The organism is Sulfitobacter sp. TCYB15 (assembly GCF_040435955.1).
Lineage (GTDB): Bacteria > Pseudomonadota > Alphaproteobacteria > Rhodobacterales > Rhodobacteraceae > Sulfitobacter > Sulfitobacter pontiacus.
In genome coordinates this window covers 620,276-637,159 of the sequence record NZ_CP159193.1, presented here as the reverse complement: position 1 = coordinate 637,159, position 16,884 = coordinate 620,276, and the positions used below count along the sequence as shown (strand labels likewise).

Sequence of the window (16,884 nt, the reverse complement as noted above, 5' to 3'; positions counted from 1 at the left end):
AGACTACGGCAGGCCCCGCCCCCGCGCGACCCGAAACATGCGCCAAATGACGCAGCCCCCTGCCGCAGCGACGCCCGTAAAATCCGCAGCGCGCGGCTTGCCCTGAGAAGCGAAACCACGCATACCCTTGGCGCATGGCCAAAACCCTTGATTATCACACGATCCGCGAGATTTTCACCCGCTTTCAGGACGCCGAGGCGGAACCGAAAGGCGAGCTGGATCACACCAACGTCTATACGTTGCTGGTCGCTGTCGCGCTGAGCGCGCAGGCCACGGATGCGGGGGTGAACAAGGCTACCAAATCCCTGTTCGAGATTGTCGAGCACCCGCAGCAGATGCTGGACCTCGGACTGGAGGGGCTGACCGAACATATCAAGACGATCGGCCTGTTCCGCCAGAAGGCCAAGAACGTGATGAAGCTGAGCCAGATTCTGGTGGATGACTATGACGGGGTCGTGCCCAACAGCCGCGCGGCGCTTCAATCGTTGCCCGGCGTGGGCCGCAAGACCGCGAATGTTGTGCTGAATATGTGGTGGCACTATCCGGCGCAGGCGGTGGACACGCATATCTTTCGCGTCGGCAATCGCACACGCATCGCCCCCGGCAAAACCGTCGATGCAGTAGAACGCGCGATCGAGGATAATATCCCTGTCGATTTCCAACACCATGCCCACCACTGGATGATCCTGCACGGGCGATACCATTGCAAAGCGCGCAAACCCCTATGCAGAACCTGCATCATCCGTGACCTTTGCCCCTATGAGGAAAAAACCGAATGACCCAATACGAAGTGGTTGGCATCGGCAACGCTGTTGTCGATGTGATCTCGCATGCGGATGACTCGTTTCTGCAAGATAACGGCATCGAAAAAGGCATTATGCAGCTGATCGAGCGGGACCGCGCCGAAAACCTGTATGCGACAATGCAAGACCGTCTGCAGACCCCCGGCGGGTCGGTCGCCAATACCATTGCGGGCATCGGCGCGCTTGGCTTGCCCACGGCCTTTATCGGGCGGGTGAATGACGATGATCTGGGTCAATTCTATGCCAAAGCGATGACAGACATCGGCATTGATTTTGTCAACGCGCCTGTGACCGGGGGCGAGAACCCGACCTCGCGCTGCATGATCTTTGTGACCCCGGACGGGGAACGCTCTTTGAACACCTATCTTGGGATCTCCACTGGGCTTACCTCGGACGACGTTCCGCAGGCGGTGGCCTCCAGCGCCAAGCTGATGTTCCTCGAAGGCTACCTTTTTGACCACGACGCCGGCAAAACCGCCTTCCGCGAAGCGGCGCGCGCGGCGACGGCGGGCGGTGGCATGGCGGGGATCGCGATTTCCGACCCCTTCTGCGTGGAACGCCACCGGGATGACTTCCTCGCGCTGATCGAAAACGATCTGGGTTACGTCATCGGCAACGAGGCCGAGATCCGCGCCCTGTGGGAAACCGACGATCTGGAAGACGCGCTGACCCGCACCGCGGCGATCTGTGACACGGTCGTCTGCACCCGGTCCGGCGACGGTGTGACGCTGATCCGCAAGGGCGAACGTGTCGACGTACCGGTGACCAAGGTGACCCCCGTGGATGCAACAGGCGCCGGCGATCAATTCGCGGCGGGGTTCCTCTATGGCATGGCCACGGGCCGCGACCTTGAAACATGCGGCAAGATGGGCAACATCTGCGCGGCCGAGGTGATCAGCCACATCGGCCCGCGCCCGCAGACCTCGATGATGGAGCTGTTCAAGGAAAAAGGGCTGGTCTGATGCTGACCGACGGATATCACGACGTACCGCTTGGCAAACTGGCGATGGTTGTCACACATCTTGAGATGCGCGAGGCCGCCCCCCTGCGGGATGTCCCCGCCCCCGAGGGTGTGACCCTGCGCGCGTTGACCCCGACACTGGACTGGTACCGTGATATCTTTCGGCGGGTCGGACAGGATTGGCTGTGGTTCGGACGGCTCACAAAAACCGACGCCGAATTGCAGGCGCTGTTGTCGGATGCGGACACGCAGTTTTTCACGCTGACCAAGGACGGTCGCGACGAGGCGCTGCTCGAGCTTAAGTTCACGGCTGATGGCACGTGCGAGCTCGCCTATTTCGGACTGACCCCCGCGCTGATCGGGTCGGGTGCCGGGCGCTACCTGATGAACCACGCGATCCGCACGGCTTGGGCGCGGCCGATCTCGCGGTTTCATCTACATACCTGCACGCTCGACAGTCCGCAGGCGCTGTCCTTTTACATCCGCAGCGGGTTTACCCCGTTCAAGAGGCAGGTCGAGGTCGCGGATGATCCGCGGCTGATCGATCTGCTGGACAAGGACGCAGGGGCGCATGTGCCGACCATCGGCTAGCGCCCCCGAGGCTCATCCCATCCGTTCAGAGGCGTAAGACCCCGGCGAGGCAGGGAAGACCACCGTCTTGTTGCCATTCACAAACACGCGCCGGTGGATATGCGCGTGAATGGCCCGCGCCAATACCTGACTTTCGACATCCCGCCCGAGCGAGACATAGTCTTCGGCGGATTGCGCATGGGTGACGCGCACGATGTCCTGTTCGATGATCGGCCCTTCATCCAGATCGGCGGTCACATAATGCGATGTCGCCCCGATCAGCTTGACCCCGCGCTGGAACGCTTGCTTATACGGGTTCGCCCCCTTGAAGCTGGGCAGGAAAGAATGGTGGATATTGATGATCCGTCCCGACATCTTCTGGCACATTTCGTCCGACAGGATCTGCATGTAGCGCGCCAGTACGATTAGCTCGGCCCCCGCGTCTTCGACCACAGCCATGATCCGCGCCTCGGCGTCGGCTTTGTTTTCCGGCGTGACCTTGATGCAGTGGAACGGGATGTCGTTGTTCACAACGACCTTTTGATAGTCCATATGGTTGGATACCACCGCGACAATATCGATCGGCAACGCGCCAATACGCCATCGGTACAGCAAATCGTTCAGACAATGCCCGAAGCGCGAGACCATGATGACGACCTTCATCTTCACCGCCTCGTCGTGGAACTCATAGGCCATGTCAAAGAGCCGCGCCGCATCGGCAAAGCCGTCTGACAGGGTCGCCAGATCAACTTCGGCTTCGCTTTCAAAGCTGACGCGCATGAAGAAACCGCCGGTTTCCTTATCGTCGAACTGGGCACTGTCCGAGATGTTGCAGCCTTGATCGGCCAGATAATTTGCAATCGCCGCGACAACCCCGCGCGCAGAGGGGCAGGTCACGGTCAGGGCATATGTCTTCATCGGGATTTTTCCTGTGGCAAAGCGGTCCGACGTCGCGCGCCGATAGCCACCTGTTTCCTATCCGCCCCCGCCCCGTCAAGTTCGCGACGGCCGAAAAAGACACGCGACGCCAGCACGGCCGGTCAAATCAGCACAATCGGTTTCCGATCATGCACATTGGCCCATATCCGCTACGCAATCGGGCAGACGGTGAACGCGGCCTGCCCCTTTGTCAGGCGTCGGCAAAATGCTCGACAAAGGCGTTGACCACAGCGGTGTAGACCTCACGCTTGAACGGGACGATGTTGTCGACCAGTTCGCGCACCGGCAACCAGCGCCAGTCCGAGAATTCGGGGTGTTCGGTGTCCAGGTTGATCTCGTCATCCGACCCGTGAAAGCGCAGCAGGAACCATTTCTGCTCTTGCCCGCGGAACCGGCCTTTCCAGATGTTGGGCACCAGTTCGATCGGCAGGTCATAGGGCAACCAGCCCTCGGTCTGTGCCACCACGGTAACAGAGCTTGGGGGGATGCCTGTCTCTTCCTCCAGCTCGCGCAGGGCGGCGACTTCGGCGTGTTCGCCCTTTTCGACGCCACCTTGCGGCATCTGCCATGCGTCCTGATCCCGGTCCCGACGTTGCCCGACAAACACATGCCCGTCGGCGTTGACCAGCATGACCCCGACACAGGGGCGATAGGGCAGTCGGGCGATTTCTTCTGGCGTCATATCGGGGGCCTTTCGCGGCAAGAGAAGTCATACCGGCGTTAGCACGAATCCCGCGCCCATGTATATTGGCTTACGCAGCGTTGTGCGTGACAGAACCGCAGGCTTGGGGTGAACTGCCGCACAGAACGGCCCAGTACCCTACATTCAGCCCTCGAAAGGTTTGCCAAATGTCCGATTATCCGCACCTGCTTGCCCCGCTTGATCTGGGGTTCACGACGTTGAAAAACCGCGTATTGATGGGGTCTATGCACACCGGGCTTGAGGAAACACAGGACTGGAACCGCGTCGCCGAATTCTACGCAACCCGCGCGCGTGGCGACGTGGGGCTGATGGTGACAGGAGGCATCGGGCCCAACCCCGAAGGGTCGGTCGCGCATGGTGCCGCGATGATGCTGTCGCAAAAGGACGTGGACAACCACAGCATCGTCACCGACCGCGTGCACGAGGCAGGCGGCAAGATCGCGATGCAGATCCTGCACGCGGGGCGCTATGCCTTCAGCCCCGAATGCGTCGCCCCCTCGGCGATCAAATCCCCCATCTCGATGTTCGCCCCGAAAGAACTGGACGCGGAAGGTATCGAAAAGCAGATCAGCGATATCGCAGCCTGCGCCCTGCGTGCCAAACAGGCAGGCTATGACGGGGTAGAGGTGATGGGCTCCGAAGGGTATTTCCTGAACCAGTTCCTCGTCACCCACACCAACAAACGGACCGACGAATGGGGCGGGTCGTACGAGAACCGCATGAGGCTGCCAGTCGAGGTCGTGCGCCGCGTGCGCGAGGCCGTCGGCCCCGATTTCATCCTCATCTACCGTTTGTCGATGATCGACCTGATCCCCAACGGCTCAACCTTTGAAGAGGTCGTGCAGCTTGCCAAGGCGGTAGAGGCCGCAGGTGCCACGATCATCAATACCGGCATCGGCTGGCACGAGGCGCGCATCCCGACGATCCAGACCTCGGTCCCGCGCGCGGCCTTTGCATGGGTCACGAAAAAGCTGATGGGTCAGGTGAACATCCCGCTGATTACCTCCAACCGGATCAACACGCCCGAGGTCGCCGAAGAGGTGCTGGTGGACGGCTGCGCCGACATGGTGTCGATGGCACGTCCCATGCTGGCCGATGCCGATTTCGTCGCCAAGGCCGCCGCCGGAAAATCGGCCGAGATCGCGCCCTGTATCGCCTGCAACCAAGCCTGTCTGGACCATACCTTTGGCGGCAAAATCTCGAGCTGTCTGGTCAACCCGCGCGCCTGCTACGAGACTGAACTACGCGTCGATCCTGTTGACGCGGCCAAGACAATCGCCGTGGTGGGCGCGGGGCCTGCGGGGCTCTCTGCCGCCATCACCGCGGCAGAGCGCGGCCATACGGTCACCGTCTTTGACCGCGCATCCGAGATCGGCGGCCAGTTGAACCTTGCCAAGCAGGTCGCCGGCAAAGAGGAGTTCTGGGGCCTCGTCGACTGGTATCGGGAGATGGTCAAGAAATACGACGTCACCGTGAAGCTGAACACCGAGGTCTCGGCCAATGATCTGGGCGATTATGACGAGGTGATTATCGCCACCGGCGTTATCCCCCGCGACCCGCAAATCCCCGGTCAGGACGCGGGCAATGTGGTCAGCTATATCGACATCCTGAACGGCACCGTCACCGCTGGTCAGCGCGTCGCCGTCATCGGCGCGGGCGGCATCGGTTTCGATGTGTCCGAACATCTGGTGCATGACGGGGACAGCACCACCACCAACCTGCCCGAATGGATGAAGGAATGGGGCGTCACCGACCCCGCCGATCACCGCTCTGGCCTCGCGCCCGAAGGTCCGCAGCCGCACGCCCCCGCGCGCGAAGTGACCATGCTGCAGCGCAAGACCACCAAGGTCGGCAAGGGCTTGGGCAAGACGACCGGCTGGATCCACCGCGCGTCCCTGACCATGAAGAACGTGCAGATGATCGCGGGCGTCAACTACGAGAAGATCGACGCAGAGGGCCTGCACATCAGCTTTGGCGAAGCGCGTGAAAAGCCGCAGGTGATCGCGGCGGATACGATCGTGCTTTGTGCCGGTCAACTGTCGGACCGGTCGCTAGCCGACGCGCTAGAGGTCAAGGGCATCCCGTGCCATGTTATCGGCGGCGCGGATGTCGCGGCTGAACTGGATGCGAAACGCGCGATTGACCAAGGCACCCGTCTGGCCGCTGCGCTGTAAGGTATGTCGACCAAAATGGGGCAGGCTGTCGTGGCCTGCCCCGTCTTTCGCCCGCGCCACAAGGGCAGCACATCTTGCGCCTCCGCGCCGGTCTGTCAAAATGCCCGGATCAATAGATGTTTCAGGGTGTGGCCATGCCGATTTGCGTTTTCGATATCTTTGCCGATGGCACGACCCAAGTGCCCACCGACACGCATCTTACGGGGCCGGGCATCTACCGCTGGTGGCACTTTGATCTTGCCGACCCGATGCTTGAACCCTGGGTCCGCGAACACCTGCATGAAATCCCCGCCGGATCGCTGATCCAGAAACAGACCCGCCCGCGCTGTGACCGGTTTGAAGGCGGGCTGATCCTGAACCTGCGCGGCATCAATATGAACGAGGGGCAGGATGCCGATGAAATGGTATCGGTGCGAATGTATGTGGATTCCGACCTGCTTATCACCGTGCGCCGCAAGAAGGTCTTTGCCATAGACGCCATCCGCCGCGAGGCCGAAGCGCAAAAGGCCCCTCCCAGCCCTGCGGAGTTCCTCGAAGCGCTTGTGGGTCGCTTGACCCTGCGGGTGCAGGAACACGTCGCAACGCTGGATGAACAGGCGGAGTTCTTCGAGGATGATCTAGAGGACAAGAACACCCCGATGCCCCATGAGCTGCCCGAAATCCGGCGCAGCGTGATCCGGCTGCGGCGCTATCTTGACCCCCAACGCGAGGCGCTGGCCAAGCTGGCCGCCTTTGATATTCCGCTGATCCCCGACGAAAGCCAGCTTGAGCTGCGCGAGCAGGCCAACAGTGCGCTGATCGCGGTAGAAGAGCTGGACGAGCTGCGCGACCGACTGGTGTCGGTTCAGGAAGAGCACGACGCCAATATCGCGCAGCGCCAAGCGCGCCACGGCTATGTGCTGTCGGTCGCCGCGGCGATCTTTCTGCCGCTGGGGTTTCTGACCGGTCTGTTCGGCGTCAACGTCGCCGGGATGCCGGGGGTGGACCATCCTTGGGCGTTTACCATCCTCTGTCTTGGCATGGCGGGGCTGGCGCTGCTTATGTTTCTGGTCCTGAAACTGGTCCGCTGGATTTGACCACAGCACGGCGCGCCCTGTTTCCCCGCCGCGAACGATCCCTATAAATACCTCTCCACTGTCTCACCGCTGCCGTGATCCTGCCCGATTTGGCCGCCATACCCTTTCCAGACGCAGATGATGAAAGGGGACGGGTATGGACCGCCTGACAGAGATGGAAGCATTCGCCACGGTCGTGGACCAGGGTGGCTTTACCGATGCGGCCAAGAAGATGGGTATCTCCAAATCCGCCGTATCCAAACACGTATCCTCGCTTGAAGCGCGGCTTGGGGCGCGGTTGCTGAACCGCACGACCCGCCGTGTCAGCCCGACAGAGATCGGGCTTGCCTATTACGACCGTGCCCGCCGCGTGCTGAATGACGCGGGCGAAGCCGATGCGCTTGTGACCTCTATGCAATCCGCGCCATCGGGCCTTTTGCGTATCTCGGTCGCGACGGACTTTGGCGTGAACCATCTGTCACCCGCCCTGTCCGAGTTTCTGGCCGATTTCCCCGATATCACCGTCAACATGGTGCTGAACAACCGCTACGTCGAACTGATCAGCGAAGGTTTCGACATGGCCGTCCGTATCGGAGAGCTGGAAGACAGCACCCTGCGGGCCCGCAAGCTGACCGAGACGACCAAACGCATGATCGCCTCCCCCGCCTATTTCGAGAAATACGGCCGCCCCGAAAAGATCGACGATCTGAACGATCACAAGCTGCTGCATTATTCCAACCAGTCCAGCGGAAATATGTGGAAGCTGACCTCGCCGTCGGGCGAAAAGCGTCAGGTGCGCACCGCTGGCTGGCTGTCGGTGAACGATGGGCAATCGCTGCTGAACGCCGCCATCTCTGGCCTTGGCATCGCCTACCTGCCGAGCTTTCTGTATGCCGACGCGATGGAAAAAGGGCTGGTCGAAGACGCGATCCCCGATCTCCCGCTTGAGACCCAAGGCATCTACGCCGTCTATCCTCCGGGCCGGTTCACCCAGCCCAAGGTGCGCGCCTTCATTGATTTTCTAGCCCATACCTTTGCCGAAAAAGGTCCAACGGACTGGTAACACGAGATCACCAACTGCCCTCGGTGAACTGAGCCCATATGTGGCTGCCCCCGCTCCCTTTTCAGGGATGCGGGGATTTTTCTGTTCGGGGTCAGGGCGCGGGTAAAAGCACGGCCTCGACCCGTCGATTGGCGTCGCGCCCCGCTTTGGTCTGGTTAGACGCGATTGGCGACAGATAGCCCATGCCCTGCGCCTCGATCCTGTCGCCCGCGATGCCATGCGCCGTGATCAGCCGCCGCCGCACCGCCGCCGCGCGGCTTCGCGACAGGGCAATATTGTTTTGCAGCCCGCCGACGCTATCGGTGTGGCCCACCAGAACAATCCGCAGATCGGGCTGGTCTTTCAACACCGCCGCCAGATTGGCCAGCGCATCAAACTCCCCCTGCCCCAAGGCCGCGGTGCCGGTGCCGAAATCAAGCGCCGCCAGCACCACATGGCCGGTATTCTGCAACGCCGCAGCCATCTCTGACTGGCTTTGCGCGGGGGTATCGGGGGCCAAGGTCCGGGTGTCTTCCGCCACCTCTGGCACCGACGGGCTGGACGCCTGGCCTTGCGCATCCGCCTCAACGATCTGCAGATAGGCAGAGGTATCGGTTGTGCTGACCAGAAGGGTCGCAACGGCGTCAGGTGATTGCAGCGACCCTTTGACGGCGGTGACAAACTGGTACTGGCGCAGATCGACATACATGTTCGGCGCGGGCAGTGTTTCGATCGCAAAGCGGAAATCGAAACCGCCGCAGACCTCGGCGCTGCAATCCAGAACGATCCTGTAGCCTGCGTCCTCTAGCTGGGTGCGCAGGGGCCGCATAATCTGTAGGGGCGTGAGGCCCGGAGCCTCTAACCGCCAGGCAGAGCGCGCAACCGCGCCTTCGATCTTGACGCTGGCAAAGCCGCCGTCCTCAAAGGCAGAGGTCGGGGCAAGATAGCTGTCAGGGTCGGTATCGCGGGTCACGGTCTGCCGCGCCGCAGCGGGCAGCGACAGGTCCAGCGCTTGGGCCGTGCCCGCCAGTAAAAGCCAGATCAGCCCGGCACGCCAGAGGATCATCTGAATTGCGCGTGGTAAGCGTCGTTCGGTTTCATTTCGGTCGCGCTGGCGACGCGGTTGGTCATATTGAAGAAACCCGTGACCGACGCGATGTCAAAGATGTCGCGGTCGGAAAAGCCCACATCGCGCAGCGCCTGACGGTCCGCCTCGGTGGTTTTGGCGCTGGCGACGGTCAGACGTTCGGCAAAAGCCAGCATCGCCGTTTGCCGCGCATCCAGATCAGCCACGCGCCAATTCATCACCATCTGTTCCCCAAGGATCGGATTGCCCGACAGTTGCCGCACAGCCGCGCCATGGGCCGTCAGACAATAGTAGCATTTGTTCACGGAGGACACGACGACCGCAATCATTTCGCGTTCCAGCTTTGACAGGTTCGACGCGCCCAGCATCAGGTCGTTGTACATCGCGGTAAAGGCGTTCAGCTTGTCGATGTCAAAGGCATAGGCCTGCAGCACATTCGGCACCATCCCCAGCTTTTCCTGACAGACATCAAAGTATTTCTGCGTGTCCTCGGGCAGCGGATCGACCATCGGCAGGTTCAGGGCAGTGGGGGCATCATGCGCCATGGGGCGGCTCCTTCAGTCAGGGGATTGACGGTAATGATAGTGCCCTACCAGATCAAAGCCCAGACCCTGATACAGGCGGTTCGCAGCCGCGTTCGCCTTTGTGCAAAGAACCGCCACCTGCGTCGCCCCATGCGCCTGCGCCCAGAAACCGGCGCTGCGCATCAGCCATTTAGCGACACCCTGCCCGCGCTGGTGTTCCAGCACCTCGACCGCATGGACCATGCATACGCCATCATGCAGCGCGGCAAAGGCGACGCCACCGGGCATCTCGTTCCAGCGGGTCAGGATCGCGGTTTTGGTCGCGGCGCGGTGCATCACGTTGATCCGTTCAGGGCCCACGCCGCCCTTGGCCCAAATCTCTGTCATGATGGCCAGCGGCTCCCATATCTGGAAAGCGGTCACCCGCGGCATCGGCACATCGGTCAGCTTGCCGACCGGCGCGATATAGACATTCACCGGATCGACGATGTCATACCCGCGCGCGGCCAGTTCTGTATCCAGCGTGTCGTCGCCGTCGCGGATCATGAAGATTGGGCGCTGGTCCATGGCGTGCATCGCGGCCTCGGCCTGACCGATATCCGCATTGGGTTCGGCCATCGTCGCGGCAGAGACGCGTTTGCCCCCGCCCTGCCCGTCCCGCAGGGTCCAGCCGGTTTCGGTCCAGATTTTCACGGCGGGCCATGTGTGGTCGATGACCTGATAAAGCTGCGCCAGATCGGTCACGGGAACACCTGCGCGAGCTTTGCCATCGCCGCGTCGACCTCGGCCTGATCATTGCCACGGATCACGATATGCGCGCCGTATTTGCCGTCTTTCTGGAAAGGGTAGGACCCGATAGAGAGGTTGGGATAGCTATGCGCCAACTCTCCCAACGGTCCGGCGATGTCGCCCTCTCCCCGTTCGATGCGATGGGTGGCGCTGATCAGGGGAGCCCCGCCGGTCAGGGTTGGCAGAACGCTGGCGACCATTGCCTCGAACACGGCGGGGACACCGGCCATGACATAGACGTTTTCCAGCTTGAACCCCGGTGCCGCCGACACCGGATTGTCGATCAGCGTGGCATCATCGGGGATACGCGCCATGCGCAGACGGGCGGTGTTCAGCTCTGTCGCGCTTTTGGCGTAGTGGTCGGCCAAAATGGCGCGGGCATCCTCGCGCACGTCGATATGCTTGTTGAACGCAGCGGCGATGCAATCGGCAGTGATGTCATCATGGGTCGGCCCGATGCCGCCGCTGGTGAACACGCTGTCATAGACGCGCGACAGTTCCTGCACAGCGGCAATGATCGTGCCGTTTTCATCCCCCACCACACGGACTTCTTTCAGGTCGATCCCGACGCTGGTCAACTGCCCCGCCAGATGGTGCATGTTTGAATCGCGGGTGCGCCCCGACAGGATCTCATCGCCGATGACGATCATCGCAGCAGTGGGGTTGGGCATGGCTGTCTCCTTGAGGGGCCGTTGATTGAGGTATAGGTCACCCCCCATGCGCTTTCAAACCGAACTTGTCCCCGCCCGCCTGATCCGCCGCTACAAACGGTTTCTGGCCGACTGCCAGCTTGAGGACGGGACCGAGGTGACGGCTCATTGCGCCAACCCCGGGTCGATGATGGGGCTGGCCACACCGGGCATGAAAATCTGGCTTGAGCCGAACGACGACCCCAAACGCAAGCTGAATTACGGCTGGCGGCTGGTTGACCACGAGAACGGGCATTTCACCGGCGTCGATACCGCGCTGCCGAACCGTGCGATCAAGGCCGCGTTAATGGATCGGCAGATCGCCCCGTTCGCGGGCTACACGACCGTGCGGCCCGAAGTGAAATATGGTGAAAACTCGCGCATCGATTTTCTGCTGGCCGAGCCCGGCCTGCCCGACGCCTATGTCGAGGTGAAATCCGCCACCCTGTCGCGCCGCGAGGGGCTGGTCGAATTCCCCGATAGCGTGACCAAACGCGGCGCAAAGCATCTGGGAGAGCTGGCGCAGATGGCACGGGACGGGCACCGCGCCGTGCTGCTTTATCTGGTGCAGCGCACCGACTGCAGCGCCTTTAGCGTGGCGGCCGATATCGATCCCGCCTATGCCGCCGCTTTTGCCGACGCCCGCGCCGCGGGGCTGGAAACCCATGTCATCGGCACCCATATCAGCCCCCTCGGGGTCAGCGTTGCGGGCGCAATCCCCCTAATCGACCCGCCTGCACTGGCTCTTGGGGGCCAAGCGGGTTAGACAGCAGCAAATTCATATGACGGAGACAGCGGTGATGAACGAACACCGAGGACGCCAGACCAAAGATGGCATTCGCATTTACGACCCCTCGGATTTCGCGGGGATGCACGCGGCGGGCAAGCTGGCGGCGCAAATCCTTGATGACATCGCCGAACATGTGTTTGTCGGACAAACCACAGGTGCCATTGACGGTGTGATCACGCAGATGATCGAAGACGCCGGCGCGAAGTCTGCCACCATCGGGTATAAGGGCTATCAACACGCCAGCTGTATCTCGCTGAACCATGTCGTCTGCCACGGCATCCCCGGTGACAAAAAGCTGAAGGATGGCGACATCCTGAACATCGACGTCACCGTAATTGTCGATGGCTGGTACGGAGATAACTCGCGCATGTATGTCGCGGGCAAGCTGTCGCGCAAGGCAGAGCGGTTGATCAACGTGACCCATGACGCGCTGATGCGCGGGATCGAGGTCGTGAAGCCCGGCAATACCTTTGGCGACATCGGCCACGCGATCCAGACTTTCGCGGAATCCCACCGGATGAGCGTTGTGACAGATTTTTGCGGTCATGGGCTGGGCCGCGTGTTCCACGCACCGCCAAACGTGCTGCACTATGGCCGCCCCGGCACCGGTGCCGTGCTGGAACCCGGCATGTTCTTTACCATTGAACCGATGGTCAATCTGGGCCGCGCAGAGACCAAGGTCTTGGCCGATGACTGGACAGCGGTCACCCGCGACAAATCCCTGTCAGCGCAGTTTGAACACTCTATCGGCGTGACCGAAACCGGATACGAGATCTTTACCGAATCCCCCGCCGGTATGTTCCACCCGACCTATAGCCAGGGCTGATCCTCAGCCCCGGCGCTTGGCCAGCTTCAGCTCGATCACGGCCCACAGCACGCTGCCTGCATAGGCAAAGCAGCAGATCACCAATGTGGCCCAGGGGAAGCTGACCAGGCAGGCGATAAAGCCGGTAAAGAAGATCAGGAAATAGGTCACGTTGGCGCGCGAGAAGCTGACCGATTTGAACGACCACGTGGGGATGCGGCTGACCATGACCCAGCCGACCAGCACGATATAAAGGCTGGATACCACGTCGGGCAGCGCGGCACCGGGGCCGAAGGCATAGGGCAGATAGATCGGCAGCATCACCAGCATCGCACCTGCGGGCGACGGCACGCCGGTGAAATAGCCGCCATCGTCCAGCGGGTCTTTGGTCCGGGAATCAACGTTGAACCGCGCCAGCCGCATGACGCAGCAGATCGCAAAGACCAGCACCGCCAGCCAGCCCGCGCGGTAGGAATCCTGCAGCCCCCAGAAATACACCACCAAAGGCGGGGCAACGCCGAAGTTCACAAAATCCGCAAGACTGTCGAGCTCGGCCCCGATCTTGCTGTTGAAGCCCAGATAGCGCGCGGTGCGCCCGTCCATCCCGTCAAGGATACTCGCCAGGGTGATCAGCGCCACAGCCAGCGCGATATTCCCCTCGGCGGCGAAACGGATCGCGGAAATACCGGCACAGATCGCGGCAATGGTCAGCATGTTGGGCAACAGCTGCAGCAACGAGAATTCGGTTTTCGTCTTATCCGGCGCGACGGGGGGCTGATCGGTCATCTCAGGAAAGCTCTGCCAGCACGGTTTCGCCTGCGACCATCGTCTGGCCGATGCTGACGCGCGGGGTGACCCCCTCGGGCAGGTAGACATCGACGCGCGACCCAAAGCGGATCAGACCAAAGCGTTGACCCGCCTGCGTATGCGCGCCCTTCTTGGTGAAACACACGATACGACGCGCCACCAGACCGGCGATCTGGACGGCGGCGACCTCGCGGCCGTCGGCCATCTTGATGCGCAGGCTGTTGCGTTCGTTATCCTCGCTCGCCTTGTCCAGCGAGGCGTTGAAAAACTTGCCGGGGCGGTAAGCGATTTCGGTGATCTCGCCCGCGACGGGGGCGCGATTCACGTGGCAGTTAAATACGTTCATGAACACGCTGACCCGTGTTAGCGGCGTGTCGGGCATCCCCAACTCTGCGGGGGGTACGGCAGGTTCGATCAGCGATACGATGCCATCGGCAGGGCTGATGACAAGGTTATCGCCCTTGGGTGTCACCCGCTCAGGGTCACGGAAAAAGTAGTAGCACCAGACGGTTGCGCCGACACCCAGCCATCCCAGTGGTTCAGCGATGATAAAAAGCACCAGCGTGATCGCGGCAAAGATCGCCACAAACTTGCGCCCCTCGGGGTGCATCGGCTTGATGAAGGTGCTGGTCATGCTCAGGCTCATGGCGGTCTACTTTCCTTTACGTCTTTGTTAGCACATAGGCCGCAGCGCAACGAATGCAAAGCGGCAACTGGTGATGGCCAATGGGCTAGTCTTGGCGCAGCAGGGTGATCCAGGTGTCGCCATACTTGCGCTTGTCCTCGCGCGTGAAGCCTTGGGGCGGATCAAGCGGGGCGTTTTCCTCGCAGACGATCATGGCATCGGGTGTCAGCCAGCCGCCCGCGCGCGCCTTGACCAAGGCGGTCTGGCCCATCCCCTTGCCATAAGGCGGGTCGAGAAAGACCAGATCGAACGGCGCCGCGATCCACCCCCCAAGGGCCGTCGCGTCGGAGCGCATCAGCGTGGTCGCGCCCTCGGCCCGCAGCTTCTTGATGTTCTCGGTGATCAGCTTTTGCCCGACGCGCCCGTTCTCGATGAACACCACCTCGCGTGCACCGCGCGACAACGCCTCTAGCCCAAGGGCACCGGTGCCCGCGAACAGGTCAAGCACCCGCGCGCCGTTGATCACATTGTGATGGGTCAGCATGGAAAACAGGCTCTCGCGTACGCGGTCAGAGGTAGGACGTAAATGCGCATCCGCATCGCCCTTGCCCACGTCGGCCAGTTGGGTGCCACGGTGTTTGCCAGCGATGATCCTCATGACTTCAGCAGCGCCTTCAGGTCTGTGTTCGGGTCTTCGATCAGCGCAGGCGCGGGGGATTTGCCCGCCTCGATCAACCGGCGCCCGATCATAAAGCCGCGCGGATCGTTCATCGCGTCCACCGCCAGCAGTTCGTCCCCGCGATAGTACCAGAAGGCCACGCTATCGGCGTCGCTGCGTCGGGTGATAACGCGATCATAGCCCATGTTCAGCCCCGCGATCTGCAGTTTCACGTCATACTGGTCCGACCAGAACCACGGCTTGGCGACATATTCCTTATCCGCACCCATGATATTTTCCGCGACCAGCTCGGCCTGATCAATGGCGTTTGGCACAGATTCCAACCGGATGCGCCCGCCGCGATAAGGGAAGGACGCGCAATCGCCTGCTGCCCAGACATGCGGCGCAGAGGTGCGCCCGTGGCTGTCGGTCATAATGCCGTTGTCATTCACGATCTCCGCCGCATCGGCCAGCGCCGTCGCCGCCCCGATGCCAACGCCGACGATCACGAAATCCACGTCCAGCGTGGTGCCGTCCGACAGTTCAGCGCCGGTGACATGCGTGTCGCCTGTCAAACGCTCAAGCCCGACGCCTTCGCGGATGGTGACGCCATGCGCCTCGTGCAGCGCGCGGAAAAAGTCAGAGGTCTGCGGGGCCGCGACCCGTTGCAGGATGCGGTCGCCCATCTCTACCAGTGTCACCTGCAACCCCAGCTTGGCCGCGACCGAGGCGGCCTCTAGCCCGATATAGCCACCACCGACGATCAGCACCCGCGCGCCTTTGGTAAAGCGCGGGCCCATCGTATCGACGTCCATCAGGTCGCGCACCACATGCACGCCCGCCAGATCGCCACCGATATGCGCGGGCAGCCGACGCGGGAAAGATCCGGTGGTCAGCACCAGATCGTCATAGGCCATATCCCCGCCGTTCACCCGCACGGTCTGCGCTGCCGGATCGATGCTGTCGACCGTGGTGCCCAGCATCAGGTCAATCCTGTGGTCGGCGTAAAAACTCTCGGGCCGCAGATAGAGCCGCTCAAGCGCCATGTCGCCCAGCAGATAGGCCTTGGACAAGGGCGGGCGCTGGTAGGGGGGCACGGTTTCGGCCCCGATCAACGTGATCTTACCCTCAAAGCCGGAGTTGCGCAGCTTGGCCACACAGGATGACCCCGCCTGCCCTGCCCCGATCACCACCACATGACCCATCCTTGCCCCTTTCGAAAAAACCGTGTTCCTGCCTGCGTGCAAAGCCTATATCTTCCGTGAAGACAAACGCAATGACACGAAAGGTCACGCATATGACGATTTCCCAAGGCGACACGCTGCCCGATGCAACGCTGGTGCAAATGGGGCCGGACGGCCCGCAGCCTGTGCAGATGGCTGACAAGCTAAAGGGCCGCAAGGTCGTCGTCTTTGCCGTGCCCGGTGCCTATACGCCCACCTGCGATTCCGCCCACGTGCCCAGCTTTGTGCGCACCAAGGACCAGTTCGACGCCAAAGGCGTGGACGAGATCATCTGCGTGTCCTGCAATGACCCCTTTGTTATGGCCGCTTGGGGTGAATCGACAGGCGCGACGGCGGCTGGCATCACCATGCTCGCCGATGCCAACAGCGCCTTTACCAAAGCCATCGGCATGGAATTCTCGGCCGAGCCCGCGGGGCTGATCTCGCGCTCCAAACGCTATGCGATGCTGGTGGATGACGGCAAGGTCACGCTATTCCAGGCCGAGGTACAGCCCGGCGTCTGCGACATGTCGGGCGGCGAGGCGCTGCTGGACAACATGTAATCCTGCACAACCCTTAAAAAGAAAAACGCAGCCGCGGGGGCACCGCGGCTGCGTTTTTCTTTGAATAATTCGACGAT

19 protein-coding genes are annotated in these 16,884 nt (G+C 61.8%); 9 read left to right on the top strand and 10 right to left on the bottom strand.

Features of this window, described 5'->3' with window-relative positions:
• The first annotated feature begins 134 nt into the window (after window positions 1-134).
• Genes nth through ABM428_RS02975 form a run of 3 tightly spaced genes read left to right on the top strand, consistent with a single transcriptional unit; the run spans window position 135 to window position 2,355 of the window.
• Complete coding sequence (gene nth / locus ABM428_RS02985; protein WP_005851129.1) at window positions 135-779, top strand: endonuclease III; 645 nt, start codon at window positions 135-137, stop codon at window positions 777-779.
• Window positions 776-1,765 carry an adenosine kinase gene (locus tag ABM428_RS02980; protein WP_132997491.1) on the top strand — a complete coding sequence of 330 codons (990 nt, stop codon included), beginning with the start codon at window positions 776-778 and terminating at the stop codon, window positions 1,763-1,765. Before nth ends, ABM428_RS02980 begins: the two co-directional genes overlap by 4 nt.
• The gene (locus ABM428_RS02975) at window positions 1,765-2,355 is read left to right on the top strand and encodes a GNAT family N-acetyltransferase (RefSeq protein WP_037964746.1); all 591 of its coding nucleotides are present in this window, start codon (window positions 1,765-1,767) and stop codon (window positions 2,353-2,355) included. Before ABM428_RS02980 ends, ABM428_RS02975 begins: the two co-directional genes overlap by 1 nt.
• 12 nt (window positions 2,356-2,367) lie before the next feature.
• On the opposite strand, the gene purU is transcribed toward ABM428_RS02975, so the two are convergent.
• Window positions 2,368-3,252, bottom strand: a complete 885-nt coding sequence (purU, locus tag ABM428_RS02970) for a formyltetrahydrofolate deformylase (RefSeq protein ID WP_132997490.1) — start codon at window positions 3,250-3,252, stop codon at window positions 2,368-2,370.
• A gap of 211 nt (window positions 3,253-3,463) precedes the next feature.
• Window positions 3,464-3,955: an RNA pyrophosphohydrolase gene (locus ABM428_RS02965; RefSeq protein ID WP_005851121.1), complete on the bottom strand. Its 492-nt coding sequence runs from the start codon at window positions 3,953-3,955 to the stop codon at window positions 3,464-3,466.
• Between the two features lie 167 nt (window positions 3,956-4,122).
• On the opposite strand from ABM428_RS02965, the gene ABM428_RS02960 reads away from it, so the two are divergent.
• From ABM428_RS02960 to ABM428_RS02950, 3 genes are all read left to right on the top strand, one after another.
• Window positions 4,123-6,150 (top strand): NADPH-dependent 2,4-dienoyl-CoA reductase, encoded by a 2,028-nt coding sequence (locus ABM428_RS02960; RefSeq protein ID WP_132997489.1) that lies wholly within the window; start codon window positions 4,123-4,125, stop codon window positions 6,148-6,150.
• A gap of 116 nt (window positions 6,151-6,266) precedes the next feature.
• Complete coding sequence (locus tag ABM428_RS02955) at window positions 6,267-7,226, top strand: zinc transporter ZntB (RefSeq protein ID WP_107277665.1); 960 nt, start codon at window positions 6,267-6,269, stop codon at window positions 7,224-7,226.
• Window positions 7,227-7,362: 136 nt separating this feature from the next.
• Window positions 7,363-8,268, top strand: a complete 906-nt coding sequence (locus ABM428_RS02950; protein ID WP_005851116.1) for a LysR family transcriptional regulator — start codon at window positions 7,363-7,365, stop codon at window positions 8,266-8,268.
• Between the two features lie 91 nt (window positions 8,269-8,359).
• On the opposite strand, the gene ABM428_RS02945 is transcribed toward ABM428_RS02950, so the two are convergent.
• From ABM428_RS02945 to ABM428_RS02930, 4 genes are read right to left on the bottom strand one after another with little or no spacing between them, the layout of a single operon-like run.
• A complete protein-coding gene (locus ABM428_RS02945; protein ID WP_353628154.1) occupies window positions 8,360-9,313 on the bottom strand; it encodes an OmpA family protein in 954 nt (317 codons plus the stop codon).
• Complete coding sequence (locus ABM428_RS02940; protein ID WP_353628153.1) at window positions 9,310-9,879, bottom strand: peroxidase-related enzyme; 570 nt, start codon at window positions 9,877-9,879, stop codon at window positions 9,310-9,312. The genes ABM428_RS02945 and ABM428_RS02940 overlap by 4 nt, the downstream gene beginning before the upstream one ends.
• A 12-nt stretch (window positions 9,880-9,891) precedes the next feature.
• Entirely contained in the window at window positions 9,892-10,602 is a 711-nt protein-coding gene (locus ABM428_RS02935) for a GNAT family N-acetyltransferase (protein WP_353628152.1), read from the bottom strand.
• Window positions 10,599-11,318 carry a molybdopterin-binding protein gene (locus ABM428_RS02930; RefSeq protein WP_132997486.1) on the bottom strand — a complete coding sequence of 240 codons (720 nt, stop codon included), beginning with the start codon at window positions 11,316-11,318 and terminating at the stop codon, window positions 10,599-10,601. Before ABM428_RS02930 ends, ABM428_RS02935 begins: the two co-directional genes overlap by 4 nt.
• Before the next feature lie 46 nt (window positions 11,319-11,364).
• Here ABM428_RS02930 and sfsA point away from each other — a divergent pair, with 46 nt between their 5' ends.
• Window positions 11,365-12,102, top strand: a complete 738-nt coding sequence (gene sfsA / locus ABM428_RS02925; protein WP_353628151.1) for a DNA/RNA nuclease SfsA — start codon at window positions 11,365-11,367, stop codon at window positions 12,100-12,102.
• A 34-nt stretch (window positions 12,103-12,136) separates the two neighbouring features.
• A complete protein-coding gene (gene map, locus ABM428_RS02920) occupies window positions 12,137-12,952 on the top strand; it encodes a type I methionyl aminopeptidase (protein ID WP_037944888.1) in 816 nt (271 codons plus the stop codon).
• Window positions 12,953-12,955: 3 nt separating this feature from the next.
• On the opposite strand, the gene pssA is transcribed toward map, so the two are convergent.
• The 4 genes from pssA to ABM428_RS02900 form a co-directional block, all read right to left on the bottom strand.
• Window positions 12,956-13,717 carry a CDP-diacylglycerol--serine O-phosphatidyltransferase gene (gene pssA / locus ABM428_RS02915; RefSeq protein ID WP_005851102.1) on the bottom strand — a complete coding sequence of 254 codons (762 nt, stop codon included), beginning with the start codon at window positions 13,715-13,717 and terminating at the stop codon, window positions 12,956-12,958.
• A gap of 1 nt (window position 13,718) precedes the next feature.
• Window positions 13,719-14,378 carry a phosphatidylserine decarboxylase gene (locus ABM428_RS02910; RefSeq protein ID WP_174226618.1) on the bottom strand — a complete coding sequence of 220 codons (660 nt, stop codon included), beginning with the start codon at window positions 14,376-14,378 and terminating at the stop codon, window positions 13,719-13,721.
• A 91-nt stretch (window positions 14,379-14,469) separates the two neighbouring features.
• Window positions 14,470-15,021, bottom strand: a complete 552-nt coding sequence (gene rsmD, locus ABM428_RS02905) for a 16S rRNA (guanine(966)-N(2))-methyltransferase RsmD (protein WP_005851097.1) — start codon at window positions 15,019-15,021, stop codon at window positions 14,470-14,472.
• Complete coding sequence (locus ABM428_RS02900) at window positions 15,018-16,226, bottom strand: FAD-dependent oxidoreductase (RefSeq protein ID WP_353628150.1); 1,209 nt, start codon at window positions 16,224-16,226, stop codon at window positions 15,018-15,020. Before ABM428_RS02900 ends, rsmD begins: the two co-directional genes overlap by 4 nt.
• 92 nt (window positions 16,227-16,318) lie before the next feature.
• Between ABM428_RS02900 and ABM428_RS02895 the strand changes: the two genes are divergently transcribed.
• Complete coding sequence (locus ABM428_RS02895; protein WP_005851093.1) at window positions 16,319-16,807, top strand: peroxiredoxin; 489 nt, start codon at window positions 16,319-16,321, stop codon at window positions 16,805-16,807.
• Window positions 16,808-16,884: the final 77 nt, after the last annotated feature.

Coding starts and splice junctions, on each gene's coding strand:
- nth (WP_005851129.1), top strand. CDS start 135: ATGGCCAAAACCCTTGATTATCACACGATCCGCGAGATTTTCACCCGC.
- ABM428_RS02980 (WP_132997491.1), top strand. CDS start 776: ATGACCCAATACGAAGTGGTTGGCATCGGCAACGCTGTTGTCGATGTG.
- ABM428_RS02975 (WP_037964746.1), top strand. CDS start 1,765: ATGCTGACCGACGGATATCACGACGTACCGCTTGGCAAACTGGCGATG.
- purU (WP_132997490.1), bottom strand. CDS start 3,252: ATGAAGACATATGCCCTGACCGTGACCTGCCCCTCTGCGCGCGGGGTT.
- ABM428_RS02965 (WP_005851121.1), bottom strand. CDS start 3,955: ATGACGCCAGAAGAAATCGCCCGACTGCCCTATCGCCCCTGTGTCGGG.
- ABM428_RS02960 (WP_132997489.1), top strand. CDS start 4,123: ATGTCCGATTATCCGCACCTGCTTGCCCCGCTTGATCTGGGGTTCACG.
- ABM428_RS02955 (WP_107277665.1), top strand. CDS start 6,267: ATGTTTCAGGGTGTGGCCATGCCGATTTGCGTTTTCGATATCTTTGCC.
- ABM428_RS02950 (WP_005851116.1), top strand. CDS start 7,363: ATGGACCGCCTGACAGAGATGGAAGCATTCGCCACGGTCGTGGACCAG.
- ABM428_RS02945 (WP_353628154.1), bottom strand. CDS start 9,313: ATGATCCTCTGGCGTGCCGGGCTGATCTGGCTTTTACTGGCGGGCACG.
- ABM428_RS02940 (WP_353628153.1), bottom strand. CDS start 9,879: ATGGCGCATGATGCCCCCACTGCCCTGAACCTGCCGATGGTCGATCCG.
- ABM428_RS02930 (WP_132997486.1), bottom strand. CDS start 11,318: ATGCCCAACCCCACTGCTGCGATGATCGTCATCGGCGATGAGATCCTG.
- sfsA (WP_353628151.1), top strand. CDS start 11,365: ATGCGCTTTCAAACCGAACTTGTCCCCGCCCGCCTGATCCGCCGCTAC.
- map (WP_037944888.1), top strand. CDS start 12,137: ATGAACGAACACCGAGGACGCCAGACCAAAGATGGCATTCGCATTTAC.
- pssA (WP_005851102.1), bottom strand. CDS start 13,717: ATGACCGATCAGCCCCCCGTCGCGCCGGATAAGACGAAAACCGAATTC.
- rsmD (WP_005851097.1), bottom strand. CDS start 15,021: ATGAGGATCATCGCTGGCAAACACCGTGGCACCCAACTGGCCGACGTG.
- ABM428_RS02900 (WP_353628150.1), bottom strand. CDS start 16,226: ATGGGTCATGTGGTGGTGATCGGGGCAGGGCAGGCGGGGTCATCCTGT.
- ABM428_RS02895 (WP_005851093.1), top strand. CDS start 16,319: ATGACGATTTCCCAAGGCGACACGCTGCCCGATGCAACGCTGGTGCAA.